The organism is Pseudomonas poae RE*1-1-14 (genome assembly GCF_000336465.1).
GTDB classification, from domain to species: Bacteria; Pseudomonadota; Gammaproteobacteria; order Pseudomonadales; family Pseudomonadaceae; genus Aquipseudomonas; species Aquipseudomonas poae.
Genome location: NC_020209.1, coordinates 2,357,978 through 2,373,931, shown reverse-complemented (window position 1 = coordinate 2,373,931; position 15,954 = coordinate 2,357,978). Strand labels below are relative to the sequence as shown.

Here is a 15,954-nt window from a genome sequence, read left to right as displayed (position 1 = left end):
CACTCATGAGCGGGGGTCGAAGGCATCCCGCAGGGCCTCGCCGATAAACACCAGCAACGACAGGATCAGCGCCAGGGTAAAAAACGCCGTCAGGCCCAGCCACGGCGCCTGCAGGTTCTGCTTGCCCTGGGCGATCAGCTCGCCCAGCGACGCGCTGCCGGCGGGCATGCCGAAGCCGAGGAAATCCAGCGCGCTCAAGGTGGAAATCGCGCCGGTGAGGATAAACGGCAGGTAGCTCAAGGTGGCGGTCATCGCATTGGGCAGGATATGCCGCCTGATGATCTTGCCGTCGCCCAGCCCCAGGGCCCGCGCGGCCTTGACGTATTCCAGGTTGCGCCCGCGCAGGAACTCGGCGCGCACCACGTCTACCAGGGCCAGCCAGGAAAACAGCGCCATGATCCCCAGCAGCCACCAGAAGTTGGGCTCCACAAACCCCGACAGGATGATCAGCAGGTACAGCACCGGCAGCCCCGACCACACTTCAAGGATGCGTTGCCCGAGCAGGTCCACCCAGCCGCCGTAGTAACCCTGCAGGGCCCCGGCAGCAATGCCGATGGCCGCGCTGATGACGGTGAGCGCCAAGGCAAACAGGATCGATACGCGCGCGCCGAAGATCACCCGCGCCAGCACATCGCGGGACTGGTCATCGGTGCCCAGCCAGTTCACCGCCGAGGGCGGGCTGGGGGCAGGGCGGGTCAGTTCGTAGTTGGGCGTGTCGTCGCTGAACGGGATCGGCGGGAACAGCATCCAGCCGTCGTTCTGCTTGATCAGTGTTTGCACGTAGTCACTGCGGTAGTCGGCCTGGAACGGCAACTGCCCGCCGAACTGCTGCTCGGTGTAACGCTTGAACACCGGAAAATACAGCTCGTTCTTGAAGCTCAGCACCAGCGGTTTGTCGTTGGCGATCAGCTCGCCGCCGAGGGTGAGGATGAACAGGCCGATGAACAGCCACAGCGACCACCAGCCCCGGCGGTTTTTCTTGAAACGCTCGAAGCGCCGGCGTGCCACGGGAGACAGATTGAGCATCAGGCGTTCCTCGCGGCGAAGTCGATACGCGGGTCCACCAGGGTGTAGCAGAGGTCACCGATGAGTTTTATCAGCAGGCCGAACAGGGTGAAGATGAACAGCGAGCCGAATACCACCGGGTAGTCCCGCGATACCGCCGCTTCGTAGCTCATGCGGCCCAGTCCGTCGAGGGAGAAAATCACCTCGATCAGCAGGGAGCCGGCGAAGAACACGCTGATGAACGCCTGGGGAATGCCCGAAATCACCAGCAGCATCGCGTTGCGAAACACGTGGCCGTAGAGCACCCGGCGTTCGCTCAGGCCCTTGGCGCGGGCCGTCACCACGTATTGGCGGGTGATTTCATTGAGAAACGAGTTCTTGGTGAGGATAGTCAGCGTGGCGAACCCGCCGATCACCAGCGCGGTGACCGGCAGCACCAGGTGCCAGAAGTAATCGGCCACCTTGCCCACGGTGCTCAGTTCGTCGAAGTTGTCCGAGACCAGGCCGCGCACCGGGAACCAGTTCAGCGAGGTGCCGCCGGCGAACACCACGATCAGGAACATCGCGAACAGAAACGCCGGCATTGCGTAGCCGATCACGATGGCGGTGCTGCTCCACACATCGAAGCTGCTGCCGTGGCGCACCGCCTTGCGGATGCCCAGGGGAATCGACACCAGATAGGTGATCAAGGTGGCCCACAGGCCGAGGGAAAGGGTTACCGGCATCTTCTCCAGGATCAGCTCGATCACGGTTTTGCCGCGAAAGAAGCTGTTGCCGAAGTCCAGTTGGGCGTAGTTCCTGAGCATCAGCCACAGACGCTCCGGGGCGGATTTGTCGAAGCCGTACTGCTTTTCGATGTCTTTGATCAGCTTGGGGTCCAGGCCGCGGCTGGCCCGCGAGGCGCCGACGCTTTCACCGGCGCCTGACCCCACGCCGCCCCCGCCGATCCCCTGCAGGTGGGCGATGGCCTGTTCCACCGGCCCGCCGGGCGCGGCCTGTACGATCACGAAATTCACCAGCAGGATGATCACCAGGGTCGGGATGATCAGCAGCAGGCGCCGCACGATATAGGCAAACATCAGTGGGCACCTGCGCGTTTTTTCAGTTCGGCGGTCATTTGTTCATGGGTCAGCGGCGTGGGACTGATTTCCCACCAGGTTTCCAGGGCTTCGTCATTTTTGGCCTCGATGGCCGGCCGGCCAAAGCGGTTCCACCACGCGGCGGATGTGCCGGGCGGGTAGTAATTGGGGATCCACAGGTAGTTCCATTGCAGCACCCGGTCCAGGGCGTGGGCGTAGGTGAGCATCTGCGCCTGGGTGTCGGCCTTGACCAGGCCTTTGATCAGGCTGTCGACGGCCGGGTCCTTGAGCACCATGTAGTTGTTGGCGCCGGGGTCATGGGCGGCGGCCGAGCCGAAGAAGTTGTACAGCTCCATGCCGGGCGATGTCGTGACTGGAAAACCTGTGACGATCATGTCGTAGTCCCGCGCCATCACGCGGTTGACGTACTGCGAGGAATCGATGCGGCGAATGTTCAGGGTGATGCCGATCTGCGCCAGGTTACGCTTGTAGGGCAACAGCAGGCGTTCCATGCCGGCCTGGGTGTTGAGAAAGGTGAACTCCAGCGGTTCGCCCTGGGCGTTCACCAGCTTGTCGCCCTCGGGTTTCCAGCCGGCTTCTTCCAACAGGGCCAGGGCTTGCAACTGCTTGTCGCGGATCACGCCGCTGCCGTCGGTGACCGGTGCCTTGAACACCTGTGTGAACACTTCGTCGGGCACCTGGCCGCGCAGCGGTTCGAGAATCGCCAGTTCTTCTTTGGTGGGTAACTGGGTGGCGGCCAACGGGCTGTTGGAGAAGTAGCTCTGCTGGCGAATGTAGAGGTTGTGCATCATCTGCCGGTTGGCCCACTCGAAGTCCCACAGCATCGCCAACGCTTTGCGCACGCGGCGGTCCTTGAACAGCGGATTTTGCACATTGAACACGTAGCCCTGGGCCGGTTGCGGCATCTCTTTGGCCAGGTGCGCGCGTTGCAGGCGGCCATCGTCCAGTGCCGGGCCGTTGTAGCCGATGGAATAACCGGTGGCGGAGAACTCACGGTTGAAATCGTAGGCGCCGCCGCGCAGCACCTGGCGTGCCACTTCGGTGTCGCCGAAGTATTCCAGGCTCAGGTGATCGAAGTTGTACAGGCCACGGCTGACCGGCAGGTCCTTGCCCCACCAGTCAGGGTCGCGGGTAAAGGTGATGGTGCTGCCCGAATCGATCTTGCTGACCTTGTACGGGCCGCTGCCCAATGGCGCTTCATAGCCGCCGCCGTTGGCGAAGTCGCGGGTTTTCCACCAGTGTTCGGGCAGCACCGGCAGGGTGGCCAGATCCAGGGGCAGGGTGCGGTTCTCGTTGCTGGAAAAGTCGAAGCGCACCTGACGCTCGCCTTCGACCTCGACCTGTTTGACGTCGGCGAACAGCGTGCGAAACCGCAGGCTGCCCTGGGTCATCAGCAGGTTGTAGCTGTAGCGCACGTCTTCGGCGGTGATCGGCGTACCGTCGGCAAACCGCGCCTTGGGGTTGAGGTAAAAACGCAATGACAGGCCATCGTCGGCGCGTTCCATTTTTTCTGCGACCAGGCCGTAGACCGTGTAGGGCTCATCCAGCGAGCGCTGGGCCAGCGGCGAGTAGAGCCAGCCGTCGACCTGGGACACGCCGATGCCTTTGTCGATATAGGGCAGCACATGGTCGAAGCGGCCGATCTCCAACGCCGAGCGGCGCAGCTTACCGCCCTTGGGCGCATCTGGGTTGGCGTAGTCGAAGTGGCTGAAACCGGCGGAGTACTTGGGCGTCTCGCCGTAGACCGTAAGGTAGGGCTGAGGTGCCGCGTTCACGGCGGTGCTGGTCAGCAGCAGGGCCAGGAGGGAGCCGAGCAGTGGGGTAAAAGCCAATCGCATGGTCAGCCTTGAGCGCCGGGTAAGGAATGAGGGCTGTACGTTAGCGGCTTACGGGGCGTGCGTCACCCCATGCACAACGGCCCACCAGAAGGTGGGCCGTCGTTTGGTGCATCAGCGCTGGCAGGATCAGTCCTGGCGGCTGGTGACTTCCAGCAGGTGGTAGCCGAACTGGGTTTTCACCGGGCCTTGCACGGTGTTGACCGGGGCGCTGAATACCACGCTGTCGAATTCCTTGACCATCTGGCCCGGACCGAACGAACCCAGGTCACCGCCCTGACGGCTGGATGGGCAGCTGGAGTTGGCTTTGGCGACTTCTGCGAAATCGGCGCCGCCTTCGATTTGGGATTTCAGTTCGTTGCACTTTTCTTCAGTGGAAACGAGGATGTGGCGGGCGGTAGCTTTGGCCATTTGAGATAACTCCTTGATGTAAAAAGGGTGAGCGTACTGGATTCAGGTGGTTATTTGTTGGCAAAGTTCCACGGGGTTTCCAATTGGGCGGACGAGCGCGCGCCGGCCCTGTGGCGCATCCGCTCGCCACAGGAATGTTCAACGCGGTATTTGAGGGGTGTTACAGGCTGGCGGATTCGTAGGTGTTGCGCGTCTGTTCGATCTCTTCGACCAGCCCGTCGATGCCCGCCAGGCGGGCACGGTTGTCATGGTCCCAGGGGTGAAAGCCGGGTTTGAAGTAGTGCAGCCACGGCACCAGCATCCGCGGGAATACCCCTTTGGGGCCGTAGAGGAATTTGCACATGCGCCAGAAACCCTTCAGATGACCGCCGGCCTTGCGGTCGGCAAACAGCAGGCGCACGTGAAAATCCAGCACCACCAGCCAGAAGAACAGGGTCGTGAACAGCATGGTGCCGGTGCGCAGCAGGTAGCGCTTGGGGCCGGGCTTGATGACGCGGTTCCACACGTCGAATGCCACGGCCTTGTGCTCGGTTTCTTCGAGGGCGTGCCAGTACCACATCTGCTGGTAGCCCTTGAGTGAATCGCCGAAGCGCGAAGGGTCGCTGAGGAGGATTTCCGCGAGCATCGCGGTGTAGTGCTCAAGGGCGATGGTCACCGCCAGGTTGAAGGACGGCGGCAGGTGTTTTTTCTGCAGGTCGAGGATCACCTTGAGGCGGCGGTCCAGTTTATGCGCCGGCAATCCCGCCGCCTCCAGCAGGTTGTTGTAGGCCACATGTTCGCGACTGTGCATGGCTTCCTGGCCGATAAACCCCTGGATTTCCTTTTTCAGCGCGGGATCGTCGATGCGCGAGCGGTAGTGGCGCACGCTGTCCATGAAAAACAGCTCGCCCTGGGGAAACAGCAGCGACAGCGCATTGAAGAAATGCGTGACGAACGGGCCCTGTTCATGCCAGTTCTTGATGCGCTCGGCAGGCAAGGCAAAACGGATATCGCGACGGATAGGCAGCATGGTGCGTGCTCCTTTTCAGAGACGGGGCTCGTCATTGGGTTCAAATACGGGCCTGCGCGGCTTGGGCGCCATGCGTTTGCTGGCGAACACCACCAGCGCCTGGTAGGCGGCCGGCAGGCAGCGGGCGAGCAGGTCGAGGAAATACGCGTCGCGGCCGATCAGTACACGGCGCTTGTTTTTGCGTACGCCTTGCAGGATCACCCTGGCGGCCTGGTCGGCGTCGGTGATGAAGAGTTTTTCGAAGTCGGCGCGGGCCTGTTGCTCGCTGTGGATCAGAAAACCGGTCATGTTCGCGTCGATGCGGCTGCTGCGGCAGATGTCGGTGCGGATGCCGCCGGGGTGCACGCAGGTGGCGGACACGCCGCAGCGTTGCAGATCCAGCTCCTGACGCAGCGCTTCGGTAAAACCGCGCACGGCAAATTTGCTGGCGTTGTAGCCGCTCATGCCAGGCTGGGCGAACAGGCCGAACACGCTGGAGGTGTTGATGACATGCCCGTCGCCGCTGGCCTTGAGGTGCGGCAGGAATGCCTTGGTGCCGTGCACCACGCCCCAGAAGTTGATGCCGAGGATCCATTCCAGGTCGCTGTAGCTCACGCCTTCGACGGTGCTCGACAACGCCACGCCGGCATTGTTGAACACCAGGTTGACGGCGCCATGCTCCGCTGCGCAGCGCGCGGCCCACGCGTCCACTGCCTGGCGGTCGGACACATCCAGCACTTCAGTGGTGACCCGCACCGGCGACAGCGTCGAGGACCGGATCAGCGTCACGGTGTGTTCCAGGCCCTCGCGGTTCACGTCCGCCAGCGCCAGGTGGCAACCTTCTCGCGCCAGCGCCAGGGCCAATGCGCGGCCCATGCCGGACGCCGCGCCAGTGATCGCCGCCACGCGGCCGTTGAATGACTTCATGACAGGCTGCCTTCTGCAGTGGGATGGGGCGCGGGCGTTGCGCGCGTGGACGCCGGGACGGGCGCCAGATCGATGCCATAGTCCTTGAGCGCAAAGTGCCGGGTGAGCTGCCTGAAGCGCCAGGTGGAGCCCGGCCACAACGTGGTGTTCTTGCCGGTGCGCGGGTCGAGGTACCAGCTCTGGCAGCCGCCGGTGTTCCAGATGGTGCGCTTGAGCCTGTCCTGCAACTGGCTGTTCCAGGCCTGTTCCACGGCAGGCTTGACGTCCACCGTGGCGATGCGCTTGCGCTGCATCTGGCGCAGCGCGTCGAGGATGTAGGCGACCTGGGCCTCGATCATCAGAATCATCGAGTTATGTCCCAGTCCGGTGTTGGGCCCGACGATCAAAAACAGGTTCGGATAGCCCGGTACCGTGGTGCCTTTATAGGCGTGTGCGCCCTCGCGCCAGGCGTCCATCAGGTCAATGCCGTGGCGACCGATGATGCAGTCGCGGGGCAGGGGATCGCTGGCCTGGAAACCGGTGCCGAAGATCAGGCAGTCGGCCGGGTGCTTGATGCCGTCGGCGGTGATCACGCCGTCGGCTTCGATGCGCAACACCGGGTCGGTCACCACCTCGACATTGCTGCGCGACAGCGCCGGGTAGTAGTCGTTGGAGATCAGCACGCGCTTGCAGCCGATGGTGTAGTCCGGCGTGAGGGTCTTGCGCAGGGATGGTCGCGCAACTTGCCTGCGCAAGTGACGCAGGGCGATTTTCTGCACCATTTTCATCAGACGTGGATGCAGGGCAAAGCCCACCACGCGCCCTTCTAGCGCCCAGTAAAAGGCGCTGCGCACCAGGCGCTGGGTGAAGGGCAGGTGCTTGAACAGCCAGCGTTCGGTGGCTGAGATCGGTCGGTCGGGCTTGGGCATGATCCACGGCGGGGTGCGCTGGAACAGGTCCAGGTGCGCCACCTGCGGCGCAATCTGCGGCACGAACTGGATGGCGCTGGCCCCGGTGCCGATCACCGCGACACGCTTGCCCTTCAGGGAATAGTCGTGATCCCACTGCTGGGAGTGGAAGCGCTTGCCCTTGAAGCTTTCCAGACCCGGGATGTCCGGCAGTGCCGGGCGCGACAGCCCGCCCATGCCCGACACCAGCACCCGCGCGCTCATTTGACGGCCATCGCTGAAGCTCAGTTGCCAGCGCTGCTGGTGTTCATCAAACACCGCGCGTTGCAGGCCCATGCCGAATCGCAGGTAGGGCGCCAGCGCAAAGCGCTGCGCGCACTGCTCAAGATAGGCGCGGATCTCGGCCTGCGGCGCAAATTGCCGCGACCAGTGCGGGTTGGGCGCGAACGAAAACGAGTACACGTGGGACTGCACATCGCAGGCGCAGCCGGGGTAGTGGTTGTCGCGCCAGGTGCCGCCGAGCGTCTTGGCCTGCTCGGCAACGAAAAAGTCAGTGAAGCCGGCCTGCTTGAGTTGGATAGCCATGCACAGGCCGGCAAAGCCTGAGCCGATGATGGCAATGTCGATCGATTCACGCTGGGTATTCATGGGCAGTCCCTCGTAGGCATCGGGTGTGCTCCTGTCGCTGGATGAAACACCATTGCAAAGTAATTTTGAATTACATATTTTAAAAAAGATTTTAAATAATCTACCTGAAAAATTCGCCCACGCCAGGACCTTGTTTGGTATGTGCGCCTCGTCCGACGGACGCGCACGCCATGAATGACGCCCGGCAGCAGGCAAGGACGATGGCTGAGGCCTCGATCAATACCGGTCGGGTCGCCAGCCCCAGGGAAGCGGAGGACGAAGCGATGGCTGTCGAATGGAGTGTGGCTGCGGCGGTGTTTGCCGGCGCCAGCGCGGTGTTGTGGGGCTTGAGTGCCTGGATGACGCGGCGCATAGAAGCGGCCGTGCCGCGCAACGGGCGGGTGGTGGAGGTCAATGGCGAGCGCTTTCATTACGTCGAGGAGGGCAGCGGACCGCCGCTGGTGATGATTCACGGGCTGATGGGCAGCAGTCGCAACCTCACCTACGCCTTGTCCGGCCGGTTGAGTGCGCATTTTCGCGTGATCAGCATCGACCGCCCGGGCTCCGGCTATTCCACCCGAGGTAAAGGCACGGCGGCGAACCTGCCGGCCCAGGCGCGGCAGATCGGCGACTTTATAAACACATTGGGCCTGGATAAACCGCTGGTGCTGGGCCATTCCCTTGGCGGCGCGATTGCCCTGGCGCTGGCCCTTGACCATCCCGAGACGGTGTCCGGCCTCATTCTGGTGGCGCCGTTGACGCATCCCCAGCGCCTGTTGCCGCCGGTATTCCTGTCCCTGGCCGTGCGCCCGGCGTGGTTGCGCCGCTGGGTGTCGCACACGCTGACCCTGCCCATCGGCCTGTTGACGCAACGCTCGGTGGTCAGGGGCGTGTTCGCGCCTGATGCCGCACCGGCCGATTTCGCCACCCGAGGCGGCGGCTTGCTGGGCATGCGTGCGGACAATTTCTACGCGGCCTCCACCGAGATCAACCAGGTCAACAAGGACCTGCCGCACATGGTGGCGCGCTATGCGCAACTGACCCTGCCGATCGGGCTGATCTATGGCGCGCAGGACAAGGTGCTCGACTTGCGCAAACACGGCCAGGCCCTGGCCAGCAAGGTGCCCGGGCTCAAACTGCAGGTGGTGGAGGGGTGTGGGCACATGCTGCCGATCACGGCCAGCGAACGCGTGGCGGCATTGGTGGAGCAGGTCGCGAGGCGACTGCCCGGTCACGCAAAAAGGGTTCAAGAAACTGGTTGACGACCTAACGGTTCCGCGCTATTTATTTAAAAAATTATTTCAATGTGTAATTTGAAACAGTTTTTGCAATGCCTAAGAGCGAATAAAATAATGAAAAAAACGCCTTTTATCGCATGGCCGACCGCAGTAGATCGTCGGTGCTTCCTGAACCCGCTTGCCGCTCAGCGTGCGCGGAGGTTGCCATGAATCAGACCTTGGCAGCGCCCGGCGTGTGGACCGACGGCAAGCGCCTCCTGTGGTGGCTGGGCATCATGCCGCTGGCCACGCCCTTGCTCTCCGGTGCCCTGGCCATCGCCACCGGCGTGCAATCGTTGTGGTGGGTGGGTGTGCTGGTGATCTTCGGTCTGATCCCCCTCATCGACGGTCTGCTCGGCGAAGACATCAGCAACCCGCCCGAATCCGCCGTCAGTCACCTCGAAAGCCAAAGCTACTACCGCTGGATCGTCTACATCGGTGTGCTGTTCGTGATCGCTTCGGTGGTGGTCACCGGTTGGCTCGCGGCCGGCGGCATCGACTGGATCATCAACGGCGGCCTGCTACGTGCCACCGCGACGCTGGACCCCGCGAGCGGGTTGGCAAAAGCCGCCGCCTTTATTACCGCGCGCACCGAGTTGCACGGCGCGATCAGCTGGTTCACCTACCTGGGCATGGCGATGTCCACCGGCGCGGCCACCGGCATTGCCATCAATACGGCCCATGAGCTGGGCCACAAGCCTCGCCCGCTCGAGGTGTTTCTGGCCAAAGTGACCCTGGCGCCGACCTTCTACGGGCACTTTTACACCGAACACAACCGTGGCCATCACGTACGGGTTGCCACCCCGGAAGACCCTGCCAGTTCCCGGCTGGGCGAAAGTTTCTGGGCCTTCCTGCCGCGTTCGGTGTGGTTCAGCGCCCGCTCGGCGTGGAACCTGGAGCGTGAACGCTTGCGCAAACTCGGCCTGCCAGCCTGGCACTGGAAAAACGCCGTGTTGAGCGCGTGGATGTACAGCGTGGTGTTGTGGGGCGCGATGATTGCCTGGCTGGGGGCTGCGGTGATTCCGTTCCTGATCATTCAGGGCGTGTACGGCTTGTCGCTGCTGGAGGTGGTCAACTATGTCGAGCACTACGGCCTCAAGCGCCAGAAGTTGCCCAATGGCCGTTACGAACGTTGCTCGCCGCGCCATTCGTGGAACAGCAATCGCATCGTCACCAATATCTTTCTGTTCCAGTTGCAGCGGCATTCGGACCATCACGCCAATCCCACCCGCAGTTACCAGTCGCTGCGTCACTTCGATGAGTCGCCGCAACTGCCCTACGGCTACGCCAGCATGATCGTCTGGGCCTATGTGCCGTACCTGTGGCGCCGCCGCATGGACCACCGCGTGCTCAAGCATTACGCCGGTGATATTTCCCTGACCAATCTTCAGCCGTCACAGCGCGCGAAGTATCTGCACAAGTACGGTCGAAGCGCTGCGCCCCTGTGAGGTCGCAACAACCTTGTATGACCCGAACAACAATAATTTCAAGGGAAGGACATCCACCATGCAAACACCTGCCAGGTTCATCACCCACACCGTTCTGGCCGCGTTGGGCCTGATCGTCTATCACCAGGCGCAGGCCGCGCGCATCGAGCCCGCCGGCAGTGCCTTCACGGCCCAGGGCCCAATCAGTTTTTCCAAGGGCAAGCTGATCAGCGCCGACTGCACCATCAAGGTCGCCGGTAAGGTCGCGGCCGATGGCTCCTCCGTGAATGTCGACAAGGTCGAGTTCGACGGCGGCCTCAAGTGCAGCCGCGTCGAGGCTATCAACCTGCCGTGGGTGCTGGTCGCCAGGGACACGCAAAGCGGCGCCATGTCCAGAATCAGCGTCGACGTGCACGCCTTCGGTCTGGGCGGCAAGTGCGGCCCATCGACCGCCGAGGGCACCTGGGATAACGCCACCGGCAAGCTGGAAGCCCGCGATGTGCCGATTGGCGAAGACTGCAGGATCAAGTCCGTGTCGATCAAGATGCCGCCCACCTTCAAAGTGGTCGATTGAGTACTCCGATTTGTTAAGCGGTAAATGCATTGAAATTTGGCTGGAAAGGGAAGTTCTGCAGTTTCACCGTGACCTCTCGTTCATGGCCATTACCCCTGGCGAAATGATTCGCCACAACATGTGAGGAAAAACAATGAAAAGCTTGAAAACCCTCGTTTGTGCAACTTCGTTTGCCCTGTGCTTTAGCGCGGCGTCGATGGCGAATGCGGCAACGATCGCGCCTGCCGGCGCCGGCTTCTCGACAGCAGGCTCCATCACGGTGACGTCGCCTGCCTCGTTGAACCTGCCGGTCACGTGCAACATCACCTTCACCGGGACCGTCGCCGCCAACGGTGCGAGTGCCGCGATCACCGGCGCCTCGGTCAGTGGCTCCAACTCCCTGTGCAGTGTGCCGGTGCTGCAAGGCCTGCCCTGGACGCTGAGCGTCGCCAGCGGTGGCCCGGACGCCTTTACCGGCACGGTTGCCGGGGTGAACTTCAAGATCCTCAACGACTGCTCCTCTGCGCCAGTCACCATCAGTGTGAACTGGAGCAACTCCACCAACACCCTGAGCGTGCCGAGCGCCCAGACCGTGGGCCGCTGCAAGATCACTGCGCTGACCGCCGTGCCTAACCCTGCGTTCACCGTGACGCCATGAGGGCCCGGAGCGCTTGACGTGATGATCACACGTTGAAACACGCAAGTGCCTCGCAAGAGGCACTTGCTGCGGCAGGCCAGGTCGGGACAGCCGAGCCTGGAGGATAAAAATAAGGAGTGGAGCATGAATAACAAGAAACGGCAGGCCCGCACATTGTTGAGCCTGGCAGTCCTCGGCGGCCTTATCGGTGCGACAGGGCAGACGCAAGCCGGCGGTTTTGCAACGCCGACCTTCGGCGCTCCCGGATGGGGGCGTGCCTTTGGTGGCGGCTCGCTGTTCCAGAACGATCCTTCGGCGGCCTATAACAACCCGGCGGCCATGGCCTTTATCGATCGTAATATTTCGCAGTTCACCGTTGATTACGCGCGCATCAACGTCAAATACAAGGGCACGGCCAAGGACTATGCCGGCAATGAACCGGCCAGCGTCGACCCCACGGATTTCAGTTCCACGCCCCGCACCGGCGATGGTGGCCAGGGCGGTTTTACCGCGTGGCTGCCAACCGGCTTCATGGTGATGCCGATCAACGATCGCTTTGCCTTCGGCTTGAGCCAAGTGGTGCCCATGGGCGCGCGTACCACGTGGGACCAGGATTGGATCGGCCGCGACTTTGCCGTCGACACCCGCATTGAAACGGTCGGTGTCACCGGCTCCCTGTCGTTCAAGGTCAACGATCAGTTCTCGGTGGGTGGCGGCGCCATCGTGCAGCACACCAAGGGCTTCGTGAGCCAGAACCTCGACCTGTATTCGGCCGCGGCCCTGTCGCCGAACATCGGTCTGCCGTTTCCCTCCGGCGTCGGCTCCGCGTTGATGCGCGTGAAGGTGGATAACACCTCGGTGGGCTGGTTCGCCGGTGTGGTCTGGAAACCGACCGAGTTCGACACCCTGGGCCTGAATTACCACGCCAAAATCAAGAACAAGCTGGAGGGCAAATACAACATCTACGCCGACGAGGCCAACAGGACGCTGATCGAAAGCGGCCTGCCGTCGCTGGCCTATCCCGGGCTGAACCTCAATGCCAACGGCGCCAATGCCTCGGCGCAACTGGACGTACCGGCCAACGCCTCCGTCGACTGGGTGCACCAGTTCAATGACCGCCTGACATTGGGCGCCAGCGTCACCTGGACCCAGTGGTCGTCGTTCAAGGCGCTGACCTTGAAGTCCGACGGCGAACAGATCGTGTCCATTCCCTACAACTACAAGGACGCCTGGATGGTGTCGCTGGGCGGTGACTACAAATTCACCGACGACTTCACCTTCCGCGCAGGCGTGGCCACCGACCAGACGCCCACGCGCAACTCCACGCGCGACCCGCGTATCCCCGACGGGGACCGGATTTTTGCGTCCCTGGGCTTTGGCTACAACATCCGCGCCATTCCCGGTTTGAGCATCGACGGTGCCTACTCGCGGCAATTCGTCGAGAAAGCCAAACTCAGGACGCAAAACCAGGATCGTCTCGGTGGTGCCACGTTGGACGGCAAGGCCGATGCGAAGGGCGAAGTGGTCAGCCTGTCGGCGACCTACGCGTTCTGATTCTGTCGCCATGGCGCGCACAGGCGATCCATGGCGTGTCAATTGAGTGAGAGGCGGCTGACAGGGTCGGCTGCTTTTTTTGGTCCAGGCATTAAATAAAAATTTCAAAGTTTAATTTGAATTTGCTCCATCCTGAAATCGAGAGAGGTCTCCCATGGTTATCTGGTTATTGGTGGGTTTCGCCGCCGCGATTGTCCTGGCGTATCGACAAGCCGCCGCCGCGCTGTGGCTCGGCATCAGCCTGGCATGGCTGGCGATGGGTTACCTGTTCAACGTGGTGGCGGGCGTGGGCATCACCCTTGCGGTGCTGCTGGCGGTGGTGCCCGCGTTGCTGCTGGCGATCAAACCCCTGCGCCGTGCGCTGTTGACCGGCAAGGCGCTGGCGCTGTTTCGCACGATCATGCCGGCCATGTCCGACACCGAGCGTGCGGCCATCGAGTCCGGCACCGTGTGGTGGGACGCCCAACTGTTCAGCGGCAAGCCCGACTGGCAACGCCTCTTGAAAGCCGCACCGGCCAGCCTGAGTGCCGAAGAGCAGGCCTTTCTCGACAACGAAGTCGAAACCCTGTGCGACATGGCCAACGACTGGGAAACCACCCAGGTGTGGCAGGACATGTCCCCGCAAGCCTGGCAGTACACCAAGGATGCCGGGTTCCTCGGCATGATCATTCCCCGGCAGTACGGCGGCAAAGGCTTCTCGCACTACGCCCATTCACAGGTGGTGATGAAGCTGTCCACCCGCTGCTCGGCGGCGGCGATTTCAGTGATGGTGCCCAACTCACTGGGGCCGGCCGAACTGCTGCTGCATTACGGCACCGATGCCCAGCGCAACTATTACCTGCCGCGCCTGGCGCGGGGCGAAGACATCCCGTGCTTTGCGCTGACCAGCCCGTATGCCGGCTCCGATGCCGGCGCGATTCCTGACCTGGGCATCGTCTGCAAAGGCCTGCACGAGGGCCAGGAAACCCTCGGTTTCAAAGTGACCTGGGACAAGCGCTACATCACCCTGGGCCCCATCGCCACGGTGCTTGGCCTGGCGTTTCGCGCCGAAGACCCGCAGGGCCTGCTCGGCGCGCCAGGTGCGCTGGGCATCACCTGTGCGCTGATTCCCACCTCGCACCCCGGGGTGAACAGCGGCCGTCGCCACTGGCCGTTGAACGCGGTGTTCCAGAACGGCCCCACCACCGGCAAGGATGTGTTCATTCCACTGGAATGGGTGATCGGCGGTCGCGAACAGGTCGGCAATGGCTGGCGCATGTTGATGGAATGCCTGGCGGCGGGGCGCGCGATTTCGCTGCCATCGGCCAACGTCGGCCTGGCCAAGGTCGCGGTGCGCGGCACCACGGCGTACGCGGCGATGCGCAAGCAGTTCGGCCTGCCCATCGGCAAGTTCGAAGGGGTGCAGGCACCGCTGGCGCGCATGGCCGGGCATCTGTATGCCTGCGACGCGGTGCGCAAGGTGTCGGTGGCGTCGTTGGATGCCGGGGAGAAACCCTCGGTGATCTCGGCCATCGCCAAGTACCACGTCACCGAGCGTGCGCGGATGATCGTCAACGACGGCATGGACATCGTCGCGGGCAAGGGCATCTGCATGGGGCCCAACAATTTCCTGGCCCGTGCCTATCAGCAAAGCCCCATCGCCATCACGGTGGAAGGCGCGAACATCATGACCCGCTGCCTGATCATCTATGGCCAGGGCCTGATTCGTTGCCATCCCTACGTATTTCGCGAAATGGAAGCCGCGCGCAACCCGGACCGGCGCAAGGCGCTGGAAGCGTTCGACAGCGCGATGTTTGGCCATATCAGCTTTGTGCTGGCCAACACCGTACGCGCGGCGGTGCATGGGCTGAGCGGTGGCCGGCTGATTGCCGCACCCGCGCGCACCGAGCCTGCGCTGGCGTGCTACTACCGCCAGGCCAATCGTCTGTCGGTGGTGTTGGCGCTGGTGTCGGACGTTTCCATGGGCGTGCTGGGCGGTGCCCTCAAGCGCAAGGAAAGCATCACCGGGCGCCTGGGCGATGTGTTGTCGCAGTTGTACATAGTGTCCTGTGTGCTTAAGCGTTTTGAAGACGACGGTCGGCCCCGGGCGGACTTGCCGCTGGTGCATTGGTCGGCCCGGGACGCGTTGCTGCGCGCCCACGAAGCGCTGGACGAAGTGCTCGACAACTATCCCTCCAAAGCAGCGGCAGCGGTGCTGCGTGGCTTGAGTTTTCCGTTGGGCATTCCCCGGCGCAAACCGTCCGATCGCCTGCTGGCCGAGGTCGCCGATCTGGTGCAGACGCCCTGCGAAACCCGAGAGCGTCTGCTCGCCGATTCCTATATTCCTCGCCCGGAAATCGACAAGCTGGCTTACGGCGAATTGGGGTTCCGGTTGTTGCCTCAACTGGAGTTGATCGAGGCGCGGCTCAAACCTGCGATCAAGCAGGGCCTGCTCGAACCGATGCCGATTTGCGCCACGGCCTTTACCGCCTGGCGCGTCAAGGCGCGGGCGCTGGACCTGATCAGCGGCGAGGAAGACACCTTGCTCGGGCGCTATGTGGAATACGCCGACCACGCCATTCAGGTGGACGACTTCCCGCAGGACTTCGGTCTGCTGGAGGCACTGCAGCAGCGCAAACAGACGCTGGAGCCGGCCTCTGTGGCGAGCGAGGTTACCCCGCGCTGGGCTGCAAAGCAGCCCCAAAACCAGCCCACGCGGAGTGCCTGATACCACGCATTCGTCTTGC

General features: G+C 62.8%; 13 protein-coding genes. 6 read left to right on the top strand and 7 right to left on the bottom strand.

The window, feature by feature from the left end:
* Positions 1–3: 3 nt before the first annotated feature.
* The 7 genes from H045_RS10165 to H045_RS10135 all read right to left on the bottom strand — a co-directional run bounded on the left by H045_RS10165 (position 4) and on the right by H045_RS10135 (position 7,801).
* Entirely contained in the window at positions 4–1,026 is a 1,023-nt protein-coding gene (locus tag H045_RS10165; RefSeq protein ID WP_015372296.1) for an ABC transporter permease, read from the bottom strand.
* Positions 1,026–2,084 (bottom strand): microcin C ABC transporter permease YejB, encoded by a 1,059-nt coding sequence (locus H045_RS10160; RefSeq protein ID WP_015372295.1) that lies wholly within the window; start codon positions 2,082–2,084, stop codon positions 1,026–1,028. Before H045_RS10160 ends, H045_RS10165 begins: the two co-directional genes overlap by 1 nt.
* On the bottom strand, positions 2,084–3,943 hold the full coding sequence (locus H045_RS10155) for an extracellular solute-binding protein (protein WP_041931488.1): 1,860 nt from the start codon (positions 3,941–3,943) through the stop codon (positions 2,084–2,086). Before H045_RS10155 ends, H045_RS10160 begins: the two co-directional genes overlap by 1 nt.
* Before the next feature lie 126 nt (positions 3,944–4,069).
* Positions 4,070–4,351: a peptidylprolyl isomerase gene (locus tag H045_RS10150; RefSeq protein ID WP_003238149.1), complete on the bottom strand. Its 282-nt coding sequence runs from the start codon at positions 4,349–4,351 to the stop codon at positions 4,070–4,072.
* A gap of 160 nt (positions 4,352–4,511) precedes the next feature.
* Positions 4,512–5,360, bottom strand: a complete 849-nt coding sequence (locus tag H045_RS10145; protein ID WP_003238151.1) for a metal-dependent hydrolase — start codon at positions 5,358–5,360, stop codon at positions 4,512–4,514.
* Positions 5,361–5,375: 15 nt separating this feature from the next.
* Positions 5,376–6,266 (bottom strand): SDR family NAD(P)-dependent oxidoreductase, encoded by an 891-nt coding sequence (locus H045_RS10140; protein WP_003238153.1) that lies wholly within the window; start codon positions 6,264–6,266, stop codon positions 5,376–5,378.
* Positions 6,263–7,801: a flavin-containing monooxygenase gene (locus tag H045_RS10135; RefSeq protein WP_015372293.1), complete on the bottom strand. Its 1,539-nt coding sequence runs from the start codon at positions 7,799–7,801 to the stop codon at positions 6,263–6,265. Before H045_RS10135 ends, H045_RS10140 begins: the two co-directional genes overlap by 4 nt.
* 200 nt (positions 7,802–8,001) lie before the next feature.
* On the opposite strand from H045_RS10135, the gene H045_RS10130 reads away from it, so the two are divergent.
* The 6 genes from H045_RS10130 (at position 8,002) to H045_RS10105 (ending at position 15,935) form a co-directional block, all read left to right on the top strand.
* A complete protein-coding gene (locus tag H045_RS10130) occupies positions 8,002–9,042 on the top strand; it encodes an alpha/beta fold hydrolase (protein WP_015372292.1) in 1,041 nt (346 codons plus the stop codon).
* Between the two features lie 182 nt (positions 9,043–9,224).
* The gene (locus H045_RS10125; protein WP_015372291.1) at positions 9,225–10,505 is read left to right on the top strand and encodes an alkane 1-monooxygenase; all 1,281 of its coding nucleotides are present in this window, start codon (positions 9,225–9,227) and stop codon (positions 10,503–10,505) included.
* 58 nt (positions 10,506–10,563) lie between these two features.
* Positions 10,564–11,058: an alkane oxidation protein activator PraA gene (gene praA, locus H045_RS10120; protein WP_003238160.1), complete on the top strand. Its 495-nt coding sequence runs from the start codon at positions 10,564–10,566 to the stop codon at positions 11,056–11,058.
* A 133-nt stretch (positions 11,059–11,191) separates the two neighbouring features.
* On the top strand, positions 11,192–11,695 hold the full coding sequence (gene praB, locus H045_RS10115; protein WP_032871525.1) for an alkane oxidation protein activator PraB: 504 nt from the start codon (positions 11,192–11,194) through the stop codon (positions 11,693–11,695).
* A gap of 123 nt (positions 11,696–11,818) precedes the next feature.
* The gene (locus H045_RS10110; protein ID WP_003238166.1) at positions 11,819–13,228 is read left to right on the top strand and encodes an outer membrane protein transport protein; all 1,410 of its coding nucleotides are present in this window, start codon (positions 11,819–11,821) and stop codon (positions 13,226–13,228) included.
* A gap of 154 nt (positions 13,229–13,382) precedes the next feature.
* The gene (locus tag H045_RS10105) at positions 13,383–15,935 is read left to right on the top strand and encodes an acyl-CoA dehydrogenase (RefSeq protein ID WP_015372290.1); all 2,553 of its coding nucleotides are present in this window, start codon (positions 13,383–13,385) and stop codon (positions 15,933–15,935) included.
* Positions 15,936–15,954: the final 19 nt, after the last annotated feature.